17 protein-coding genes are annotated in these 19,622 nt (G+C 71.0%); 6 read left to right on the top strand and 11 right to left on the bottom strand.

The annotated features are described in order from the left end of the window. Positions 1-39: 39 nt before the first annotated feature. Positions 40-501 carry a hypothetical protein gene (locus J2Z30_RS03870; RefSeq protein ID WP_209468546.1) on the bottom strand — a complete coding sequence of 154 codons (462 nt, stop codon included), beginning with the start codon at positions 499-501 and terminating at the stop codon, positions 40-42. A 743-nt stretch (positions 502-1,244) separates the two neighbouring features. Between J2Z30_RS03870 and J2Z30_RS03865 the strand changes: the two genes are divergently transcribed. Further along, positions 1,245-2,240, top strand: a complete 996-nt coding sequence (locus tag J2Z30_RS03865; protein WP_044579046.1) for a hypothetical protein — start codon at positions 1,245-1,247, stop codon at positions 2,238-2,240. 276 nt (positions 2,241-2,516) lie between these two features. Here J2Z30_RS03865 and J2Z30_RS03860 read toward each other — a convergent pair whose 3' ends face one another. Together J2Z30_RS03860 and J2Z30_RS03855 are read right to left on the bottom strand one after the other, a co-directional pair. Continuing rightward, complete coding sequence (locus tag J2Z30_RS03860; RefSeq protein WP_044579049.1) at positions 2,517-4,994, bottom strand: ABC transporter permease; 2,478 nt, start codon at positions 4,992-4,994, stop codon at positions 2,517-2,519. Then, the gene (locus J2Z30_RS03855) at positions 4,988-5,725 is read right to left on the bottom strand and encodes an ABC transporter ATP-binding protein (RefSeq protein WP_044579050.1); all 738 of its coding nucleotides are present in this window, start codon (positions 5,723-5,725) and stop codon (positions 4,988-4,990) included. Before J2Z30_RS03855 ends, J2Z30_RS03860 begins: the two co-directional genes overlap by 7 nt. A gap of 166 nt (positions 5,726-5,891) precedes the next feature. Between J2Z30_RS03855 and J2Z30_RS03850 the strand changes: the two genes are divergently transcribed. Further along, positions 5,892-7,181 (top strand): sensor histidine kinase, encoded by a 1,290-nt coding sequence (locus J2Z30_RS03850; RefSeq protein WP_044579052.1) that lies wholly within the window; start codon positions 5,892-5,894, stop codon positions 7,179-7,181. Continuing rightward, a complete protein-coding gene (locus J2Z30_RS03845; RefSeq protein ID WP_044579054.1) occupies positions 7,154-7,813 on the top strand; it encodes a response regulator transcription factor in 660 nt (219 codons plus the stop codon). Before J2Z30_RS03850 ends, J2Z30_RS03845 begins: the two co-directional genes overlap by 28 nt. A gap of 30 nt (positions 7,814-7,843) precedes the next feature. Here the strand turns inward: J2Z30_RS03845 and J2Z30_RS03840 are convergent, their stop codons facing one another. Next, entirely contained in the window at positions 7,844-8,476 is a 633-nt protein-coding gene (locus J2Z30_RS03840) for a TetR/AcrR family transcriptional regulator (RefSeq protein ID WP_044579057.1), read from the bottom strand. A gap of 170 nt (positions 8,477-8,646) precedes the next feature. Here J2Z30_RS03840 and J2Z30_RS03835 point away from each other — a divergent pair, with 170 nt between their 5' ends. Beyond that, positions 8,647-9,378, top strand: coding sequence for an SDR family NAD(P)-dependent oxidoreductase (locus tag J2Z30_RS03835; protein ID WP_044579059.1), 732 nt, complete (start codon positions 8,647-8,649; stop codon positions 9,376-9,378). 25 nt (positions 9,379-9,403) lie between these two features. On the opposite strand, the gene dacB is transcribed toward J2Z30_RS03835, so the two are convergent. Then, on the bottom strand, positions 9,404-10,747 hold the full coding sequence (gene dacB / locus J2Z30_RS03830) for a D-alanyl-D-alanine carboxypeptidase/D-alanyl-D-alanine endopeptidase (protein ID WP_044579062.1): 1,344 nt from the start codon (positions 10,745-10,747) through the stop codon (positions 9,404-9,406). Positions 10,748-11,051: 304 nt separating this feature from the next. Between dacB and J2Z30_RS03825 the strand changes: the two genes are divergently transcribed. Further along, positions 11,052-12,482: a DUF1996 domain-containing protein gene (locus J2Z30_RS03825; protein ID WP_044579063.1), complete on the top strand. Its 1,431-nt coding sequence runs from the start codon at positions 11,052-11,054 to the stop codon at positions 12,480-12,482. A gap of 71 nt (positions 12,483-12,553) precedes the next feature. Here J2Z30_RS03825 and J2Z30_RS03820 read toward each other — a convergent pair whose 3' ends face one another. After that, a complete protein-coding gene (locus J2Z30_RS03820) occupies positions 12,554-13,495 on the bottom strand; it encodes a D-alanyl-D-alanine carboxypeptidase family protein (protein ID WP_044579065.1) in 942 nt (313 codons plus the stop codon). A 115-nt stretch (positions 13,496-13,610) separates the two neighbouring features. After that, a complete protein-coding gene (locus J2Z30_RS03815) occupies positions 13,611-14,291 on the bottom strand; it encodes an HAD family hydrolase (protein WP_044579067.1) in 681 nt (226 codons plus the stop codon). Between the two features lie 155 nt (positions 14,292-14,446). Here J2Z30_RS03815 and J2Z30_RS03810 point away from each other — a divergent pair, with 155 nt between their 5' ends. Further along, positions 14,447-15,481 carry a lactonase family protein gene (locus J2Z30_RS03810; RefSeq protein WP_044579070.1) on the top strand — a complete coding sequence of 345 codons (1,035 nt, stop codon included), beginning with the start codon at positions 14,447-14,449 and terminating at the stop codon, positions 15,479-15,481. An 86-nt stretch (positions 15,482-15,567) separates the two neighbouring features. On the opposite strand, the gene J2Z30_RS03805 is transcribed toward J2Z30_RS03810, so the two are convergent. The 4 genes from J2Z30_RS03805 to J2Z30_RS03790 form a co-directional block, all read right to left on the bottom strand. After that, entirely contained in the window at positions 15,568-16,566 is a 999-nt protein-coding gene (locus J2Z30_RS03805; protein WP_078957074.1) for a sirohydrochlorin chelatase family protein, read from the bottom strand. 269 nt (positions 16,567-16,835) lie between these two features. Further along, the gene (locus tag J2Z30_RS03800; protein WP_372453237.1) at positions 16,836-17,915 is read right to left on the bottom strand and encodes an N-acetylglucosamine kinase; all 1,080 of its coding nucleotides are present in this window, start codon (positions 17,913-17,915) and stop codon (positions 16,836-16,838) included. A 127-nt stretch (positions 17,916-18,042) separates the two neighbouring features. Then, positions 18,043-18,864: an LURP-one-related family protein gene (locus J2Z30_RS03795; protein WP_044579074.1), complete on the bottom strand. Its 822-nt coding sequence runs from the start codon at positions 18,862-18,864 to the stop codon at positions 18,043-18,045. A 38-nt stretch (positions 18,865-18,902) separates the two neighbouring features. Further along, a complete protein-coding gene (locus tag J2Z30_RS03790) occupies positions 18,903-19,580 on the bottom strand; it encodes a uracil-DNA glycosylase (RefSeq protein ID WP_044579075.1) in 678 nt (225 codons plus the stop codon). Positions 19,581-19,622: the final 42 nt, after the last annotated feature.

The raw sequence follows: 19,622 nt of genomic DNA, 5'->3' as shown, positions 1-19,622 counted from the left end.
GCTGGCGTCGGCCCCCGGCTGGCCTGGGCTGATGAGCTTTCAGCCGTCCGCTCCCAACGAAGGGTCAGGGGCGAAGTCGACGACATCCATGCGGGCGTGCCCTCCACGCGGACTGGTCAGCGTGCCACGCACACGAACAGGGATACGGGCATCGTGGCAGCGCACGGCTGTGTGGTAGCTGCTGTCAGGCAGATCCATCCATACCGTGCGGCTTCGGCGCTGAATGAGCGTTTGGACCCCGACACGGCCAGTGTCATCCTCCGGATGACGGCTGAGATCGGTGACTACGCCGTAAATAAGGTGCTCGCGTGTGTAGATCTTCGTCTTGAGCTGGTCGCACACGCGGTCGACGATGTCGATCGCGTCGCGGTTGAATTCAACCCGTGCTGGCGTGCCTGGCGGTGGTGCGGCCACACGGGACCAGTTGAAGGACACGTCGAGAGCGCCGACGGACTCAGCGTTCACTACTTTGGCGAGAGCCCGACACAGCTCGTAGGACACTCCCTCACCGATCGAATCAGTGCTCGGGTAGGGAAGTTTCGGAAATGTCCCTGCCGTCGGATAGTCGCCGCAGTCCCCGCCGGGCTGACTCAGGCCGGCGCGCGGGAGCTATGCGAAGGCGTTTGGTGACGGCGAGGTCTTGGATGAGGATCCGCGTTCGCTTATCGAAGTCCGGAGCGTCGGGCTTCATCGGGACTAGGACGACCTCGTCGCCGGTCCCGGCAGGCTCCATTGTTCTTGGTACTCAGGAAGGTGGATGGCTGTAGTGGCGCATCCAGCGGCGTGTCCCATCCCATTAAGGGAAGCCCAGTAGCCGTGACAGGCAAGGGCTGTCGAATCAGACTGGTGGCTCACCCAGCGCCCTATGTCAGGTGGAACGATGAGCAGCGCAAGGTGCCCAGGTGCTGAGCGCGGCCGATTTGGTACTGGTCAGGGAGCGCGACAAGCGACCCGCCCCAGTCGGCGCAGACTGGACGGGGCACACAGTGTCATCGAATGTGGTGGCGAGCTCTTTTCGGCGGCCATCCGTCCTTCCGGCCTGGGGCGGGTGAGAATCCGCTTGCGGCGTGCAGTACGTCCATCTAGCCTGTGGGCAGGCAAGGAGCCTGGGACAGTACCTGGGCCACCGTCGGCCATCTTGAGGTACGGAGCGTCGGAAAGCGCCCTCGCCACCACCTCCTCCCATCCTCCCTACGCATCCCTTCCGTCCGGCTGTCCTCTGCCGGACGGCGAAAGGCGTCCCCTTGACCATCTACTCCCAGCACGCCAACCGTGGGAAGACTCAGATCCTGGCAACCTACGAGGGGCCGGACGGTGTCGTATCCAAGACCGTTACGAGTCTTGACGACTCGCACCTTGCGGTTCCGATTGTCGACGCTCTCAATCGGATCTCCGCCTTCGCCACTGTCCCCGTTAGTGTCCATGACCGTCGGGAACAGCGTGTGCACTACTACCCGCGCAAGCACCTTTCGGCGCTGACAGACGCTGCTGCCCGTGCCGATCTTCTCTGTGGTGCCCACAGTCTGTGGTATGAGTACGTCTGTCTGCGGCTTCACCAGGCGCTGGCCGATCTGGAGAATGCCTTGGTGGCTGTGCCCGATACGGTCAGTCGGGCGATCCGTTCCGAACTGGAGCTAGAGGAAGCCGAGCTGTGTGCGGCACTCGATGATTTCTCGGGGACTTTCTCGGGGCCTGAGACGGAGAACGCGCGTCACTGGGTATTCGGCCATCCCTTCGTGAAGTTTGACGACGGAATGGACACGCTGAGTGACGAGGCGCGCGAACAGCTCGATCGCCGTGAGGCAGGGTTCACCACGCAAGAGCGGGAGAAGGCTGTCGCTGACCTCCGGGTGCTGGTCACAGCACACTCCCGGTGCACCGGCACGTGGGCCTCACTGGATGACCCCAGCCGCGAGATCTTTGCGGAGCCGTACGACTCTGACGGTTTCTATTTGACGGTCCAAGCGCCGGAACCCGACGACGATGACAGCTTGTGGGAGATCGAGATCGGGCGTTGGGAGCCGGACGATCCCGACGAAGAATACGGAGAACACAGCAGTGCGACGGGCAGCGCCGTGATCGGCTGCGCCCCTCCCGCTGCACCGGATGCGGACGAGATCGCGCACTTGCTGAAGTCTGTGGGCGAGAAGCCGCTGCTGCTTACTGAGTGGGCCGAGACGCCGGTGGGAACGGCGCTCGCGGGGACGACGATTGTGGTAACCGAGCGTTACGACTCCTGATCGGGTATCCGGAAAGGATGTCGGGCTCCCAGTGAGACGGACCAGCGGCGGCCGACTTGCTCCACCTCACTGGCGCTCCAGGCGCCGTGGTCATCCCGACGTGGGATGACCACGGCACCGGCGCTGGGTGCACGTCGCAACCTGGTCAGCCTGGGGTTGTCTTTGCGGAGTTTGGCGGACACCAACCGGGACAACCCCGACCGCCAGATGCGGCTGAGCTTCCTGGGCGGACGCGGGCCGACGCGGGCTTACGCGGGCCGACATGGGCTGACGTGGTCACTCCCGCAGGCCCGCCAGTCCCACCGCCCGGCGGCGCAGGGCGAACGCGGCGGGGGCGACCGACGACACCACGGCGAGTACCGCGCACGCGGCCACGGCCGCGCCGATGGGCGTCCAGGGCACGTCGATCGTGGTCGGCGCCGACAGCAGGGCCAGGGCGCTCCACATGCCCACCAGATTGAGCCCGGTGACCAGGAGGCCCAGGACCGCTCCGACGACGACCACCGTCAGTGCCTCGGCGCCCACCAGCCGCAACACCTGCCAGGTGGTGGCTCCGGCCAAGCGCAGCACGGCCAGTTCGCGGACGCGGTCGGAGGTCGCCATGACCATGGTGTTGGCCACCGAGATGCCCGTGTAGAGGAGGGCGATGCCGAGGACCAGCAGGAAGCCGAGCCGGGTCGTGCGGTTGGTCTGAGGGTGACTCGCCTTCACCCACTGGTCCTTGGTGAAGACATGGCCTCCGGTGGTGCGCACCGCCGCACGCAGCCAGGTGGCCGCGGCGTCCGCGTCCACGCCGGGTGCGAGGGCGATGTCGACCCGGTCCACGGTCGCGCCCGGGGCGTTGCGCGGGGTGACGTAGACGCCGTTGTCGCCGGTGCCGGTGGCCATCACCGCGGCGATCCGCAGCGACCTCTCCGTGCCGTCGCCGAGCCACACCCGCACCCGCTCGCCCACGGTGTGCCGCTGCCACTCACCGTTGACGATGATCGAGTCGTCGTCGAGGTCGCTCGCCTTCCCGGCCTCGATCGGCAGCCGGGACGTGGCGGCGAGCGGGCCCGGATCGGCGGCACGGGCGTCGGACCCGAGGAGCGACACGCCGTCCTCCAGGACGTACACGGTGCTCGACAAGGTCGCTGACACCTCGGCACCGGGCACCTCGCGCAGCCCGCGCAGCGTCGCCGTACCGAAGCCCGTACCCCTGGCCGGGGTGATGACGAAGTCGGCGGCCGTCCGCTGACGGGTCTCGGTGGCCCGCGCCCGGTTCAGCGTCGCGGTGGCGCCCAGGAGCGAACCGGCGAGGGCGACCGTGACCAGTACGGGGGCCGCGATCGCGGCCGTGCGGCGCACTCCGGCGACGGCGTTCTCCCGCACCAGCATGCCGCCGGCACCGGGCAGCCGGGCCGGGAGCCAGGCGATCAGCCGGGTCAGCGGGCGCACCGCCACCGGTGCGAGCAGCGCCACCCCGGTGATCAGGAGCATCGGCCGGCTCACATAGGTCTTCCGGTGCAGCAGGTCGCCGGGGTCCGTGAGCAGGCTCAGGCCCAGTGTCACGGCGGCGGTCACCAACAGGGCCAAGCCGGACAGCCGTCGGCCCCAGGTCATCGTCCCGCCAGTGCCGCCGTCCGCGGACGCCTCGCGCAGCGCCTGGGCGGGGCCGGTGCGGCCCGCCCGCCAGGACGCGGCCGCCGCACCGCACAGCGCGACGCACAGCCCCGTCCAGAAGGCCAGGTGGTACGGCCAGACGTGGTCGCCGATGGTGAACCAACGCGGCGCGAGGCCACCGTCGACCACCCGGCCGGCCAGCCGTGGCGCACCGTACGCGCCGAGCAGACAACCGGTGGCCGAGGCGAGCACACCGACCACGAGCGCTTCGGCGAAGACCATCCGGCGGATCTGACCCGGGGTCGCACCCGCCACGCGCAGCAGCCCGAACTCCCGGCGCCGCTGGGCGACCGCGAACGCGAAGGTGGAGGCCACCACGAACACCGACACGAAGGCGGCGACACCGCCCGCCGTGCCGAACATCGCGTTCATCGCCGTGAGGGCCTCACGGTCCCGGTCCGGGTCGGGGTCGGCGTAACGGCGTCCTTGCCCGGTGAGGACCCGGACACCGTCGCCGTCGCCGTCGCTGCCGCGCACCGCCTCGCGGACAGCGGCCGGGTCGGCGTCCACGACGAGTTGGACGGAGGCCGGTGACAGCCGGGCGGCGTGTGCGTCGGTGTAGAAGACGGCGTTCTCGAAGCCGCGCCCCGCGACGGTTCCGACGACCCGTACCGGGCCGCGGTCGGTCCGTACGCGCTTCCCCGGCCTCGCCCAGTCCCCGCTGACCACGGCCTCGTCGGCCGCGCGGGGCGGGCGTCCCGCGTCGATCCGGTACGGGGCGAAGGCGCCGATGGACCAGGGGTGCCCCACCAGGTCGTCCGGCCCGCCCCGCGCCCGTACGGCGAACGACCGGTCCGCGACGACGGCGCCGAGCCGCCGCAGCTTCGCGACGATCCCGGCGGGCACGGCGCGCGGGTGTGCGAGCTTCTGGACCTGGACGCCCGCCGAGGTGTCCACCCGCAGGGTGTCGGCTCCCCCGACCACGACCGGCGCTGCGGCGAACCGCTCCGGTCCGCGGTCGGGCGCGTCCAGGGACGAGGCGAGCGCCAGGCCCATCACCGCGGTCAGCGCGACGCCCAGCGCAAGGGCGACGAAGCTGCCGGTGAAGGTGGCCCAGCGGGTGCGCAGGGTGCACAGGGCGACACTCAGCACGGCACGGCCTCCAATGTGGCCATGTGCGCGGCGATGGTGTCGGCCCCGGCCCCGGCCAACTCGCCGCTCACCCGACCGTCGACGAGGAAGAGCACACGGTCGGCGCAGGCGGCGGCGACTGGGTCGTGGGTGACCATGACGACCGTCTGGCCCTCGCCGTCGACCATGCCGCGCAGCAGGGTCAGCACCTCACGGCCGGTCCGTGAGTCGAGGGCTCCGGTCGGTTCGTCGCCGAAGAGCACATCGGGCCGGGTGATCAGGGCGCGGGCCAGGGCGACGCGCTGCTGCTGGCCACCGGAAAGCTCCGCGGGCCGGTGCCGCGCCCGCTCGCCGAGCCCGACCCGCTGGAGCACCTCACGCACCCGGGCCTTGGCGGGGCGGTGGCCGGCGAGGCGCAGCGGCAGGGTCACGTTCTGCTCCGCGGTCAGGGACGGCAGCAGGTTGAACGCCTGGAACACGAACCCGACACGTCGGCGGCGCAGCAGGGTCAGCCTGGTCTCGCTCAGCTCCGTCAGCTCGGTCCCGGCCACGGTGACCGACCCCGATGTGGGACGGTCCAACCCCGCGGCGCACTGCAACAGCGTCGACTTGCCGGATCCCGAAGGGCCCATGACGGCGGTGAACGATCCCCTGGGGAACGACAGCGAGACACCGTCGAGCGCCGTCACCGCCCCATCGCCAGAACGGTAGCGTCTGCTGACGGAACGCAACTGGATCACGTCGTTGTTCATCTGTCCCCACTCCGCGGTGTCGCCTTCTCGGTGACCTCACGAAACCGCGCCGGGACACGGCGCCGCAGTACGGCAGGGGCGAGACCTGGGGTAGGGCCAGGCATACCCCCGAAGGACTCCCTGGCCCGATGGCACCGGCGGCGCGGGGCCTTCTACGGTGACTTCCATGCACCCGCGGAACGTGTGGCACGCCATGTCCGGACCGGGCTTCCTGCTGTCGTCGTGGCCGTGGCGCTCCGCCGGATACCTGCTCACCGGAGCCGTGACCGGTGCCGTCACGCTCGTGGCGATCGCGGCCACGGCGGCGGCCGGAGGCGTTCTCGCCCTCGTGCTGGTGGGGATCCCGCTGCTCGTACTCGCGGCCCTCGCCGGAATCCCGGTGGCCTGGGTGGAGCGCCACCGGATGCGCCTGATCGACGCGGACCCCGCCGTCGACCCGCACCGGGCGCCCGTCGCCCATGGCCTGTGGGCCTGGCTGACCACGCGCATGAGGGAGCAGGCGACGTGGCGGGAGCTGGGTCACGCCCTGCTGTTCGCGGTGGTGCTGTGGCCGGTCGACGCGCTCGTCGTCGCCGTTGCCCTGCTCTGCCCGCTGTCCGTGGCCGCGACCCCGCTGCTGATGGCCACGGTCGGCGGTGGCCGGGAGGCGAAGGTGCTCAAGCAGTGGACCGTCACCACCTGGCCGGCGGCCTCCGGTGTCGCCGTCCTCGGTGTGGCGCTCCTGCTGCTGGGTGGCTATGCCCTGGGGGTGGCGGCGGGTGCCCAGGCCGGACTGACGCGTCTGCTGATCGCTCCGCGCGAGGCCGAACTGGGCACAAGGGTCGTCGAGTTGACCCGTTCCCGGCTCCGGCTGGTGGACGCCTTCGAGGCGGAACGGCGGCGCATCGAGCGCGATCTGCACGACGGGGCGCAGCAGCGGCTGGTGGGACTGACGATGACGCTCGGCCTGGCCCGCCTGGACGCCCCTCCCGGGCCGGTTGCCGATCAGCTCGCGAAGGCCCAGGAGGAGGCGGACGAGGTGCTTGCGGAGCTGCGCGAACTCATCCGCGGCATCCACCCCAAGGTGCTGTCGGACCACGGCCTCCCCGCGGCCGTCGCCGACGCCGCGGACCGCTCCGCGATCCCCGTGGACGTGGCTCTGGCCCTCTCCGGACGGCTGCCCCAAGCGGTCGAGGCCGCCGGGTACTTCGTCGTCCGCGAGGCCCTCACCAACGTCGCCAGGCACAGCGGGGCGAGCCGCGCGGAGGTGAGCGGGGGACACCGGGACGGACGGCTGTTCCTCCAGGTGCGCGACAACGGCCGGGGCGGTGCGGACGTTGGCGCCGGAACCGGCCTGACCGGACTCGCGGACCGGGTTTCGGCGTTGGATGGCAGAATCTCCCTGTCCAGTCCGCCGGGCGGACCGACCCTGTTGCGTGTGGAGATTCCTTGCGTACGGACCGACCGCTCCGCGTAGTACTGGCCGAGGACAGTGTGCTGCTGCGGGAGGGGCTCATCGGCCTGCTCGGCCGCTGCGGGCACGACGTCGTCGCGGCCGTCGGCGACGCTCCCGCACTGCTCGCCGCGGTCGAGGAGCACGCCCCCGACATCGTCCTGACGGATGTGCGGATGCCCCCGGGGTTCCAGGACGAGGGGCTGCACGCGGCGGTGCGGCTGCGCGAGCAGCGGCCCACGCTGCCCGTCCTGGTCCTCAGTCAGTATGTGCAACGGACGTACGCCTCGGAACTGCTGGACTCCGGAGACGGCACGGGCGTCGGCTACCTGCTGAAGGACCGGGTCGGGCAGGTGGCGGACTTCGTGGCCGCCCTGTGCGAGGTCGCGGACGGCGGCACCGTCGTCGACCCCGAGGTAGTACGCCAGCTGCTGCGCCGACGCCGCAATCCGCTGGAGCGGCTCACCGCGCGGGAGCGGGAGGTGCTGGGGCTGATCGCGGAGGGCAAGTCGAACGGTGCCATCGCCCGTGCGCTGGTGGTGTCCGAGGCGGCCGTGGGCAAGCACATCGGCAGCATCCTCACCAAGCTGGACCTTCCTCCGGCGGAGGAGACACATCGCAGGGTGCTCGCGGTCCTCGCCTATCTGCGGGCGTGACGCGGAGGACGACCAGGAGGACCGGCCCGGCTATCGCTCGCCGGTGAGGTTCCCCATCACCTCGTAGACCTGATCCGGGGTGAGGGGGCCGACGGGGAGTGGCCGGTGGGCGGCCTCGGTGCGCAGTCCGTCGAGGAGGAAGGCGATATTGCGGCGCCAGGCGTCAGGGGCCGTGCGGGGGGTGGCTCGGGCCAGCACGGAGTTGGAGCCGAGGACGAACACCAGGTCCTCGGTGGTGAAGTCGGGGCGTAGCGCACCCGCGTCCTGGGCTCGTTCGACGATGCGCTTGGCGGCGTCCAGCGTCCGGCCGCAGACGGCCATGAGGCGTTCGGCGCCCGGGTAGCGGCCCCCGACAACATCGGCGACCGCCGGATCGGTGGCCTGCATCCGGCAGAGCTGCTCGATGTAGTACGCGAACCCCTCCCAGGCGTCCTCGCAGGCCAGGGCCCCTTCGGCGATCTCCTCGAGGCGCTCGGCCGCCAGGTCGGTCACCACCTCGTCGATGAGCGCCTCGCGGGTGCCGAAGAGGTTGTAGAGCGTTCCGTGGCTCACCCCGGCCCGCCGGGCGATCTCCTTCAGCGGTACGTGGAGGCCGCGTTCCCGGAACAGCTCGGCGGCGGCTGCCCGCAGCTTCTCCGCGTTTCGTTGCGCGTCGGCCCGCATCCGGTCGTTCCTCCTGGTCCTGGCGTGGCGTCCCCCATGGTCGCATCCTCCCGCGAAACTAACTTGACCCTGCGGTCAAGTTTCATGTTACCGTCGACCGCATAAGTTGACCCACTGGTCAAGTTAGCTGATCCAAAGCTGATTCATAACTGATCCAAAGGAGAGCCCTCATGTCCAAAGTGATCGCCGTCTTCGGGGCCGGTACCGGTCTCGGCGTGTCCGTGGCCCGCCGGTTCGGGCGCGAAGGCTTCCGGGTCGCCCTGGTGGCGCGCCGCAGGGACCGCCTGGACGGGCTCGTCGAGCGGCTCGCCGGTGAGGGCATCGAGGCGGCCGCCTTCTCCGCCGATCTGTCGAAGCCCGCCGAGATGCCCGCCCTGGTCGCGGCCATCCGCGACCGCTTCGGCCGGATCGACGCCATCGAATACGGGCCGATCAGCGGTGACCAGGGCTTCACCGCCGCCACTCGGCTGGACGCGGCCACTCTGGAGGATCTGATCCCGCTGCTCCTGCTCACCCCGGTGGAGGTGGTCCGCGCCGTGCTGCCGGAGTGGACCGAGCGCGGCGACGGCGCCTTCCTGCTGACACAGGGCTACTCGGCGGCGCAGCCGATACCCCACCTCAGCGGCGTGGGCCCGGTGATGGCCGCTACCCGCAACTACCTGTACTCGCTCAACGGCGAGCTCGCCGACACCGGCGTCTACGCGGGCACCCTCACGATCGGGGCCCTGATCGAGCGCAGCGAGATGGCGGAGTTGGCCGTGGCCAACGTCGAACCGCTCGCGAACTTCCCGGTCGTCGATCCGGACGACCTCGCCGAGCACTACTGGGACATGTACACCAAGCGCGACCGCGTCGAGCGGTTCCACCCGGAGCCCCCGGCCCCGCAAACCACCGCCGGGTGACCCGCGGGGGACTCGGGCTGCGCCCCTACGCCCAGCAGCCGTTGACCGTGGCGGCCAGGCCGTCGAGGGTGTCCTTGGTGGCGGCCGGGTCGGCGGAGGACTGGTTCTCGATGAAGGAGAAGACCTTCCACCGGCCGTCCTCCGCCTTCGTCAGGCCGCTGAGCGCGATGGCGCCGGTCAGCGTGCCCGTCTTGGCCTTGACCTGGCCGACGGCACACTGGGAGTCCGGGGTGTCGAAGCGGCCCCACTCGGGGCCCAGGGTGCTGCCCGCCTCGCCCGCCACCGGCAGGCCCTCGTCGATGGAGCGCAGCAGGCCGCGGTAGCGCGGGTCGGTGAGCAGATCGAGGATGTCCGCCACGGTCCGCGCCGGGATGCGGTCCGCGCGGGAGAGCCCGCTGCCGTCGTGGATCTCGAAGTTGGTCATCGAGACCCCGTAGTGGCGGCTGAGGACATCCCGCACCACGGCCGTGCCGTCCTCGTAGGTGGCGGGCCTGCCGGCACCGAGCGCGGTCATGCGCAGCACCGTCTCGGCGATGTCGTTGTCGCTCTTCTTGAGCATCTTCTTGATCGTCTCGGACAGCGTGGGGGACAGGTGCTGCCCCACCGGGACGTCGGTCGCCGAGGCCGTGCCGCGGGTGACCTCGCCATCGACGGTGACGCCCTGGTCGGCGAGTTGCTGGGCGAAGACCTTGCCCGCGTCGATGGAGGTGTCCGCGGACAGCTTGCCGTCCACCACCAGGGAGCGCACCGGCGACACCTGGTCGTCGTAGTAGGAGTCGTTCCAGCCGGTGGCGAGGGTCGGCTCGGGGAAGAGGCTGTCGTCGATGCGGACCTTCACCGAGTCCAGGCCCCCGAGCTTCACCCCGGCGGCGGCCGTCTTGGCGAGCTCGGTGAGATCGGCGGTGGTCAGCATGCGGTCGCCGCCGCCGATGAGGGTGAGCGTGCCGTCGCCGTAGACCACCTTGGTGGTGAACCGGTGCTCGGGGCCGAGTACGGTCAGCGCCGCCGTGGCGGTGGCCAGTTTGGCGTTGGACGCGGGCATCAGCGCGGTGTCGGCGTCATGCCCCCAGACGACCTTGTCGGACGCGGAGTCCAGCACGATGCCGCTGAAGGTGTCGCCGAGGTTCGGGCTCTGCGCGCGGGTGTTGAGGTTCTCCGCGATCCGCTGCTCGGCGGGGTCCAGCCCGTCGGCGGTCACGGACTGGGCCGTCGTGGTGGCCTTGGTGCTCTTGTCGGCGGCGAGCGCGGACGGTGCGGACAGCAACGCACCGGTGACCGGGACGGCCGCGACGATGAACGCGCGGCGCACGGCGAGGCTCATGGGCTTGGCTTTGCGATGACGCCCGGTGGACGAGGTCGCGCTGGACATGTGGGGGGCTCCGCGGGCGCGTAGGAGGGACAACAGTGGAGCAAACACTTTAACTGCAACTGATCAGCTTCGTCCCACCGGTTGGTGGACATGTGGTGAAGCCACTAGGGAGATACATCACTGCACCGACTCCTCCGGCTATTTACGAGATGTTGCGACCACCGTTGAGAACGATCGCCTCGCCGTCCGTATCCATCGGCGTCGGGCTGTGCCCTCCACTCCGGGACGGGTGGGGGAGCGCGCTCCGACGTGGCCGAGGGCAAGGCGTCCCCGGCGTATGAAGACTGCCGATGAGGGGCGAAGGATGAGGAACAAGAAGAGACACAAGCGATCCAGGGTCATCGGGCTGACCGTGGTCGGAGTGACCGCACTGGCCGTGGGTGGCGGGGCTCTCCTGATGACCGACAACGATGCTTCCGCCGCCCGTCAGCCGGCCGGGCGGCAGGCGCCGGCGGGTACGGCGATGACCGTCAAGTGCCCGGATGCCGCGACCCGGCTGGCGAGTGTGCCGCAGCAGGCGCGGCCCACCGTGGACAAGGAACTGGCGACGATGGACAGCCAGGTGGCCGACGCCTACAAGCAGTTGGCCGCGCGGGGCCCCGGCGCCGACCGGGACTGGGTGCGCACCCGGGTGCTGGAGCCGCTGACCGCCCAGCGGCGTGGCGCGCTGAACCGCATCGGGAACGAGATCGGCCGGGTGGCGAGCCGCCCGTCCGGCCTGGACACGATGGCGCCCTGCACCGTGCAGGAAGCGCCCAACCCCGCCGCCGCACCCGCCTCCGCGTCGGCGGGCGCCACCCCCGCCGCGGGAACGGCCGCCCCCGCCGCTCCGGCCGCGGGCGGCCAGGCGCAGTCCGGCCCGGTGCGGGCGGACTTCGTGGACATCCGCAAGGTGAAGCCGAACGTCAAGAACCCCCGCACCCGGGGCAACGCCTCCCGGGGTACCTTCTCATCGCGCTGCGGACGCAATGAGAACAAGCACTTCAACTCGGACAACGTGATCGTCGCCCCCGGTGTATCCAACGGCGCTCACCACATGCACGACTACGTCGGCAACCGCGACACCGACGCCTTCTCCACCAACGACAGCCTCGCCGCCGCCGGGACCACCTGCTCAGGCGGCGACCGCTCCACCCACTACTGGCCCGTCCTGCGGCTCCAGGACGGGACGAAGGAGGTCGACGCCGACGCGCCCGGCGGCGGCACCGAGGGCAACATCGGGCGGATCCTGCGGCCGGCCACCGCGTCGATCACCTTCCGCGGCAGCGCGGTGTCCAAGGTCGCGGCGATGCCCAAGTTCCTGCGCATCATCACCGGCGACGCCAAGGCCTTCACAGGCGGCACGGCCAACGCCAACGCCTCCTGGAGCTGCACCGGCTTCGAGAACCGGCAGCTGAAGGACAAGTACCCGCTCTGCCCGAAGGGCAGCAAGGTGGTCCGTACGTTCAAGTTCCAGAGCTGCTGGGACGGCAAGAACGCCGACAGCGCGAACCACCGCACCCATGTGGCGTTCGCGGACGCCAAGGGCGCGTGCGCCAAGGGGTTCAGGGCCATTCCGCAGCTGGTCCAGCGGATCACCTACAAGGTCGCACCCGGCTCGCTCTTCGCGGTCGACAGCTTCCCCGAGCAGCTGCACAAGCCGGTGACCGACCACGGCGACTTCATCAATGTGATGTCCGGCTCGCTGATGAAGAAGGCCGTGAAGTGCATCAACACCGGGCGTAAGTGCGGCTGACGGCCGCTGCCCGCAAGGCCCGGTGCCCCGGCCGGACTTCAGATCCGGCCGGGGCACCGCCCACGTATGGTTCAGTCCTGGGGCGTGCCCTTGGGCAGCTGCCGCCACGTCACCTCGGTGTGGGCCCGGAAGGCCCAGTCGAGCATCTTCTTCGCGTCCGGGTAGCGCTTGGGCGCGTTCAGGATCACGCCCACGACGGTGCGTCCGTCACGCTTCGCGGCGAAGACCAGGCACCTGCCGGGCGCGGTGCCGGTGCCCGTCTTGATGCCGATCGCGCCGCTGTACGAGCCCAGCAGCCGGTTGGTGTTGTTCCAGTAGTACGTCCTGGTCCTGCCGTTGGCGGCCGGGGCCTTCTGGATGGTGTCGACGGACTTGACGACCGTGCCGAGAGTGGCGTTGCGCAGCGCGTGCCTGGCCAGCTTGGCCATGTCGCGCGGCGTGGTGTAGTTCTGTCCGCCCTCCGAGATGCCGTCGAAGGTGTCGTAGTGGGTCCGGGTCATCCCCAGCGCGGACGCCTTCTTGTTCATCTGCGCGATGAACGACTTGGTGCGCTTGGCGGTGGTGTCACCCGTGCCGAACGTGTCGGCGAGCGCCATGGCCGCGTCACAGCCGGACGGCAGCAGCAGACCGTACACCAGCTGCTTGACGGTGAGCTTGTCCCCCTTCTGCAGGTCCGCCTTGCTGCCACCGACGCGCGCGGTGTAGTCGATGTACGACTGCTTGACGGAGACCTTCTTGTTGAGATCCAGCCCCCGGCTGTCCAGCACCACCGTCGCCGTCATGAGCTTCGTGGTGCTCGCCATCGGCCGCTTGGTGTCCGCCGCCTTGGCCCACAGCTGCTTGTTGGTGCCGTTGTCCAGCAGATACGCGCCCTTGGCGCTGACCCCCGACGGCCCGCGCGCGGCCTCGGTGGTCTGAGCGGCGCCCGCCGGCACGGCGACCGTCAAGGCCGCCGCCGAGGCGATGACCGCCGTCCCCCAGCGGCGGATCGCCTTACCCCCACGTCTCTCCATACGCCCTCCGTTTCTCCTATGACATGCCGGTGAATGTCCGGGCATGCGCGCATCGTCTCACTGGAGGGATGGTGGCGGCGGTCCGGGGTGCCGCCCATGACCAGCCGGGGGGCCGTCAACTACCGCTGGTGACCCACTCATAGGCCCGCCGGGCGTCGAACTCCGGCTGCCCGCCCCGGAAGAGCAGCCCCGCGGAGGCGAACAGCTCCCCGTCCGGAGACGGCCCGCCCGCGTACGGAACCGCGATACACCGCATCCCGGCCCGCCGGGCCGCCTCCACCCCGGGACCGGCGTCCTCGATCACCACACACTGCCCCGGATCGACGGCCAGCAGCCGCGCCGCGGCCAGGAACACATCCGGCTCCGGCTTGCCACGGCCCACGTCCTCCGCGGACACATAGCCGGGCAGCAGCGCGTCCAGCCCGGTGGCCTTGAGCGCGGTCTCGATCGCGGACCGGGACGAGCCGGAGGCCACGACCAGCGGATGCCCGGCGGCCCTCAGCCGCTCCACGAAGGCCCGCATCTCGGGAAAGATCTCGGTCGTGGCCGCCAGCGCCAGATAGTGCCGGTTCTTGACGGCGAGCAGCTCCTCAACGGGCGCCTCGATGCCGTACCGCTCGCGCAGCGTCTCCAGGGTCTCGCGGGTCCCGATCCCGATGAACTGTGTGTGCTCCTCCCAACTGAAGCCGGCGACCCCGTACCGCTCGAGGGTCCGCCTCCCCGCCTCGTAGTAGAGGGGCTCGCTGTCCACTAGCGTGCCGTCCAGGTCGAAGATCATGGCGGGCATGGTGCTCATGGGGACAGCATGCCAAGAGTTCGCTCGTGCTATCGCCGGAACCCCGCGTACGCCGTACTCGGCGAGGGTTCGTGTGACGGCGTGTTGGTCTAGACCGCTCTGTTAGCGTCGGCCCCGAGCGGATACCGAACCGGAGCCGGCGGAAGGGTAGTGCGGTGGGTGTGACAGGAAGTGGGTGGCGGGCGTATATCGGGTCGTTTACCTCGGCGGGTGGTGCCGGGGTCACCGTGGCTGATGTCGACGATGAGACGGGGGCGCTGCGGATCCGGAACTCCACGGATGTGGTCGTCAATCCGTCCTATCTGGCGGTCGCGCCCGGTGGGAGCGTGCTGTACGCGGTGAGTGAGACCGATGACGGGGCGGCCGCCGCCCTGGACGTCGGGCAGGATCCGCCCTCGTTGGCCGGGGAGGCTGTGCCGGTGCTCGGTGCGGCGCCCACTCATCTGGCGCTTGCCGGTGGGCAGCTGCTGACGGCCAACTACGGGTCCGGCAGTGTCACCGCGCTGCCGGTGCTGGAGGGCGGCCGGCTCGGGGAGCCGGTGGCCGTGCTGCGGCACGAGGGCAGGGGGCCGCATCCGGAGCGGCAGCGGGGGCCGCATGCCCATGCCGTGGCGGCCGATCCGTCGGGCGGCTGGTTGCTCGCCGTGGACCTGGGGATCGACGCGGTGCGGGTGTACGCGCTGCCCGGTCCGCGTCCGCATGGTGAGGTCCGGCTGCGCCCGGGGAGCGGCCCGCGCCATCTGGCGTTCCATCCGCGGGGCGACCGCGCGTATGTCGTCAACGAGCTCGACCCGACGATCACCGCCTGCCGTTGGGACGCGGCGTCCGGCGTTCTGGAACCGCTCGGTGAGACCCGTCTGGTGCCCGAGGGCACCGACGTCGAGACCTACCCCGCCGAGGTCGTGGTCTCCGGGGACGGCCGCTTCGTATGGGCCGCGAACCGCGGACACGACAGCATCGCGACACTCGCCCTCGACGCGTCGGGCGACCGCATGGAACTGGTCACCACCACGCCCTGCGGCGGCCACTGGCCGCGCGATCTGACGCTCGGCCCGTCGGGACGACGGCTCTATGTGTCCAATGAGCGCTCGGGCGATGTCACCTGGTTCGACATCGACCCGTCGAGTGGGGTGCCGCGTCGTGAGGGTTCGGTTCCGGCCCCGGCGGCGTCCTGTGTGGTCTTCGGGTGACGTCCGTCGGGCTGACGTGAGTGGGGGCGGTGACCTTGGTGGTCGCCGCCCCCACTTCGTCGTCCGTCGTTCCATGGCCCGCCGCGTCAGCGCATCGCCGGGGAGGCCTGCTGCAGCGTGATGCCGAGCGCCGCCGCGTACTTGGCCAGCGCCAGCTTGCCCACGGCCGGGTAGTCGCCCAGCCCCTCGGCCGCCGAGCAGCCCGCCTCCTCGGCCGCCGCCGAGATCAGCTCGGTGGAGACCTCCGGGCCGATGAGGTACGGCGCGAGGGCGAGCCGCGCGGAGCCCGCCGAGCGCAGCTGCTCGGCGACGCGGAGGACGGCCCCGTCCTCGTCCAGCGCGGCGGCCATCACCGGCACCGCGAGGCGCGCGGAGAGCAGCATGCCGGTGATGCCACCGGCCTGGGCCGCCTCCTCGCCGCCCACCGTGGCGAGGATGATGCCGTCCGCGGCGGTCGCGACCGTGAAGAGACGGGCGCGGTCGGCGCGGGCCAGGCCCGCCTCCGACAGACGTACGTGCAGGGCCTCGGCGAGCAGCGGATGCGGCCCGAGGACGTCGGTGAGTTCGGCCGCCGAGCCGCTGCTCATGACGGCCTGGCGTATCCGGCGCAGCTGGCCGTTGTCCGGGCCCGCGAGCAGCGGGACCACGACGGCCGCCGGGCCGTCCGTGGGGACCGTGGGGATGGGCGGGACCTCGTCGACGACCTCGCCCGCGGCCTCGGCCTCGGCGATCGCCTCCGCCGCCTCGTCGGCGAAGGCCTTGGCGGCCTCGGCCGCCTGCCGCAGACGCTCGGGGTTCTCCTGGGCGGCGCGCGTGAGCACGGCCTCGAGCTGCGGGAACTCCTCGCCGTCGCCGTCCAGGAAACCGACCTGGGCGTCGAGCCCCGGCATCTCGGAGCGGGCGATGCTCAGAAGCTCCTCGGCCAGGCGCCGGGCACCGTCATTCGGCGCACCGGGGACGGCCAGCACCAGCGGAGGCGCGCCGAGAGGTACGGCGGCGGGCTCCGGTCGGCGGTGCCGTCCGGGCTGGCGGGGACGCGGCATTCGTACAGGCAGGCCGGACGCGGGCCCTGTGGGGGAGCTCATGGCGCCGCATGTTAGTCGCTCAATGGGCTCGGCTGTTCGGGAGGGGGTGACTGGGGGCATATGTCCCGCTCTGTCGACTGGTGTTGTGTGTTGATGTGCGCTCAGCGGCCATACTTGGTCGAAGAATCAGTCATGTGTCCGGAATGATCGGTCATGGTGTTCGATATGGGTCGCCGGGTATTGATCACCCGTATGGGACGCCGGTGTCCGGCGTCCCGTGCCGGGTGTCCTGCTCCGTGCCCGCGTCGATTTCCCCGCGGGGCGTGGGCTCAGACGACGCCGAGCAGCGCCGGGTCCCGTGGCAGCCGCAGCTCGTCCGCATCCAGCGCCGCCGCGACGCACAACGCCCCGTCCAGCGGATCCCCGGCCGCCTCGACGACCCGGACCCCTGGCAGCCGCGCCGCCAGCTCCTCGCGCACGGGCGTCAGCAGCGGCGCGCCCATCCGGAACAGCCCGCCGGTGAGCGCCACCTCGCTCGACTCCAGCCGGGGGCAGACCGCCTCGGCGGCCTCGGCGACATGGCGGGCCGCGGTCCGCAGGATCGCCTCGGCGACCGGGTCCTCGGTGGCGCACCGGCCCACCTCGGGGGCGAAGGAGGCCAGGACGGCGGGGCGGTCGGGGCGCGGATACAGCTTCCCCGGCAGCCCGGTCGCGGGGCCGAACACGGCTTCCAGACGGGCCAGCAGTGGCTTGGAACCGCCGTCGCGCCCGTCGTACGCCCGCATCGCCGCCTCCAGGCCCGCCCGGCCGATCCACGCACCACCGCCACAGTCGCCCAGCAGATGGCCCCATCCGTCGGCCCGCCGCCAGCCGGTGGCGGCCCGGTGGGTGTACCCGCCCGTGGCGGTGGCGTCCGTGCCGGATGCGGCGTCCGCGCTGGATGTGGCGTCCGTGCTCGATGAGGCGTCCGGGCTGGACGCACCGCCCGTGCCGGGTACGCCGCCCGTACGGGATGCGTCATCCGCGTCGGACACCCCGCCCAAGCCCTCCGCGACCCCCTCCGGCACCGCCCCCAGCGCGATCAGCCCGGTCCCCGCCGCGACCACCGCGCCGGGGCGCTGGCCCAGCGCCCCGGCGTACGCGGTCACCGCGTCGGCCGCCAGGGCGAGTCGCCGTACGCCCAGGGCGTCGGCGAGGGCGTCCGGGAGCCTGGCGCGGAGGTCGTCCCCGAGTGTGGCCATGCCCGCCGCGCCCACGCAGACCGCGCCGAGGCGCCGGGCCCCGGCTTCGCGCAGCAGCTCCTGGGCGGCGGGCAGGACCCGCGCCAGCAGATCCTCCGCGTCGATGCCCCGGTCGCCGACGACGGCGGGCGTGGACGAGGACCATGTCAGCGGCGGGGACCCGGTCAGTGGGTGCTCCGCGGCCGAGCCGCCGTAGGCGTCCGCGCGGGCCACCCCCACCCGTACGCCCGAGCCGCCCGAATCGATCCCGAGCACATGCGTCGCCGCGGCGTCGGGCACCGTGTCGGCCACCGGCTCAGCCGAATCCGCGCGAGTCCTGCTTGAGCGCCGTGTCCACGGTGAGGGCCGTGGCGATCACAAGGCTCAGCAGCGGATCGGGCAGCTGGCGGTGGATCTGGAGGACGTAGTTGTCCGCCGTCGTGAACATCGTCTTCGCCAGGCCCTCCCAGGTCTTGGTGATCCGGGCGACCTCGCTGTCCGTGTGGTCGACGATGGAGAAGTTCCAGGCCCGCCAGTTCTCCGCCTTGATGGCGCCGACCTGCTGGCCGTTGACCTGAATGCCGAAGTTGATCTTGCCGAAGACGTTCTGCTGGACGATCTCACCGACCGGCTGTCCGTCCGGACGGGTCACCTGCACCTTGGACTTCACGAACTTCGCGGGCCGGGTGAGCACCAGATGCGGCTGTCCGTTGGCGTCGCGGATCTCCAGCCGGTGCGTCATGAACTGGTCGAGGCTCGAGACGAACCGCGCGACCTTCTTCAGCGTGCTCTGGCCGACCTGGACCACCGAACCGATGGTGCGCCCGTGCTGGTCGAAGACGCTGTACTCATTGGTGAGCTCGATCAGCTTGGCCTTCTGGTTCACCACCAGCACCGGTTCGGTGAACAGCGTGCCGCCGCCGCCCGCCGAGGGTCCCACATGTGCCTGCTGCTGCACCTGGTGCTGGACCTTGCCGGGGTTGTGGTTGGGCGGGGCGGCCTGTTGCGGCGGGGGCTGTCCGGGCTGGCCCGCGTGTGTATGGGCGGTCCACTGGGCGCCGTCCCACCAGCGCAGCTGGTTCGGTGTGCCCTGGGGGTCGGCGTACCAGCCCGGAGGGGTGTTCGTAGGTGATGTCATGGCGGGCAGACTACCTTCGCCCACCTGGACCTATCGGGTCAGGGAAGGCGCCAGTCCACGGGCTGCGCCCCCTGCTGCGCCAGCAGGTCATTGGCGCGGCTGAAGGGACGGGAGCCGAAGAAGCCGCGGTCGGCGGACATGGGGGAGGGGTGTGCGGACTCGACCGCCGGAAGGCTGCCCAGCAGCGGCCGTACGTTACGGGCGTCGCGGCCCCACAGGATGGCCACCAGGGGGCGGCCGCGCCCGGCCAGCGCCCGGATGGCCTGCTCGGTGACCTCCTCCCAGCCCTTGCCGCGGTGGGCGGCGGGGCGGCGCGGGGCCGTGGTGAGCGCCTTGTTGAGCAGCAGCACGCCCTGCTGGGTCCAGGGCGTCAGATCGCCGTTGGACGGACGCGGCAGCCCGAGGTCGGTGTGCAGCTCGCGGTAGATGTTCTCCAGACTGCCGGGCAGCGGCCGCACCTCGGGCGCCACCGAGAAGCTGAGCCCCACCGCGTGTCCGGGCGTGGGATACGGGTCCTGACCCACGATCAGCACCTTCACCTCGTCGAAGGGCTGCTGGAAGGCGCGCAGCACATTCGGCCCGGCGGGCAGATAGGTGCGGCCTGCCGCGATCTCGGACCGCAGGAAGTCGCCCATCGCCGCGATGCGTTCCTCGACGGGCTCAAGTGCCTTGGCCCAGCCCGCTTCCACAATTTCGTTCAAGGGTCGTGCTGCCACACCGCGTCACTCTAGTGGCTCAGCGGGTGGCCGCGTGCCACC

This window comes from Streptomyces iranensis, from assembly GCF_017874715.1.
Classification (GTDB): Bacteria; Actinomycetota; Actinomycetes; order Streptomycetales; family Streptomycetaceae; genus Streptomyces; species Streptomyces iranensis.
This window is presented reverse-complemented; position numbering and strand designations above follow the sequence as displayed.

What these genes read in the sequence shown, in the direction of transcription:
- J2Z30_RS03855 (WP_044579050.1), bottom strand. Translation starts at nt 5,725, where the DNA reads ATGAACAACGACGTGATCCAGTTGCGTTCCGTCAGCAGACGCTACCGT.
- J2Z30_RS03850 (WP_044579052.1), top strand. Translation starts at nt 5,892, where the DNA reads ATGCACCCGCGGAACGTGTGGCACGCCATGTCCGGACCGGGCTTCCTG.
- J2Z30_RS03840 (WP_044579057.1), bottom strand. Translation starts at nt 8,476, where the DNA reads ATGCGGGCCGACGCGCAACGAAACGCGGAGAAGCTGCGGGCAGCCGCC.
- J2Z30_RS03835 (WP_044579059.1), top strand. Translation starts at nt 8,647, where the DNA reads ATGTCCAAAGTGATCGCCGTCTTCGGGGCCGGTACCGGTCTCGGCGTG.
- dacB (WP_044579062.1), bottom strand. Translation starts at nt 10,747, where the DNA reads ATGTCCAGCGCGACCTCGTCCACCGGGCGTCATCGCAAAGCCAAGCCC.
- J2Z30_RS03825 (WP_044579063.1), top strand. Translation starts at nt 11,052, where the DNA reads ATGAGGAACAAGAAGAGACACAAGCGATCCAGGGTCATCGGGCTGACC.
- J2Z30_RS03820 (WP_044579065.1), bottom strand. Translation starts at nt 13,495, where the DNA reads ATGGAGAGACGTGGGGGTAAGGCGATCCGCCGCTGGGGGACGGCGGTC.
- J2Z30_RS03815 (WP_044579067.1), bottom strand. Translation starts at nt 14,291, where the DNA reads ATGAGCACCATGCCCGCCATGATCTTCGACCTGGACGGCACGCTAGTG.
- J2Z30_RS03805 (WP_078957074.1), bottom strand. Translation starts at nt 16,566, where the DNA reads ATGAGCTCCCCCACAGGGCCCGCGTCCGGCCTGCCTGTACGAATGCCG.
- J2Z30_RS03795 (WP_044579074.1), bottom strand. Translation starts at nt 18,864, where the DNA reads ATGACATCACCTACGAACACCCCTCCGGGCTGGTACGCCGACCCCCAG.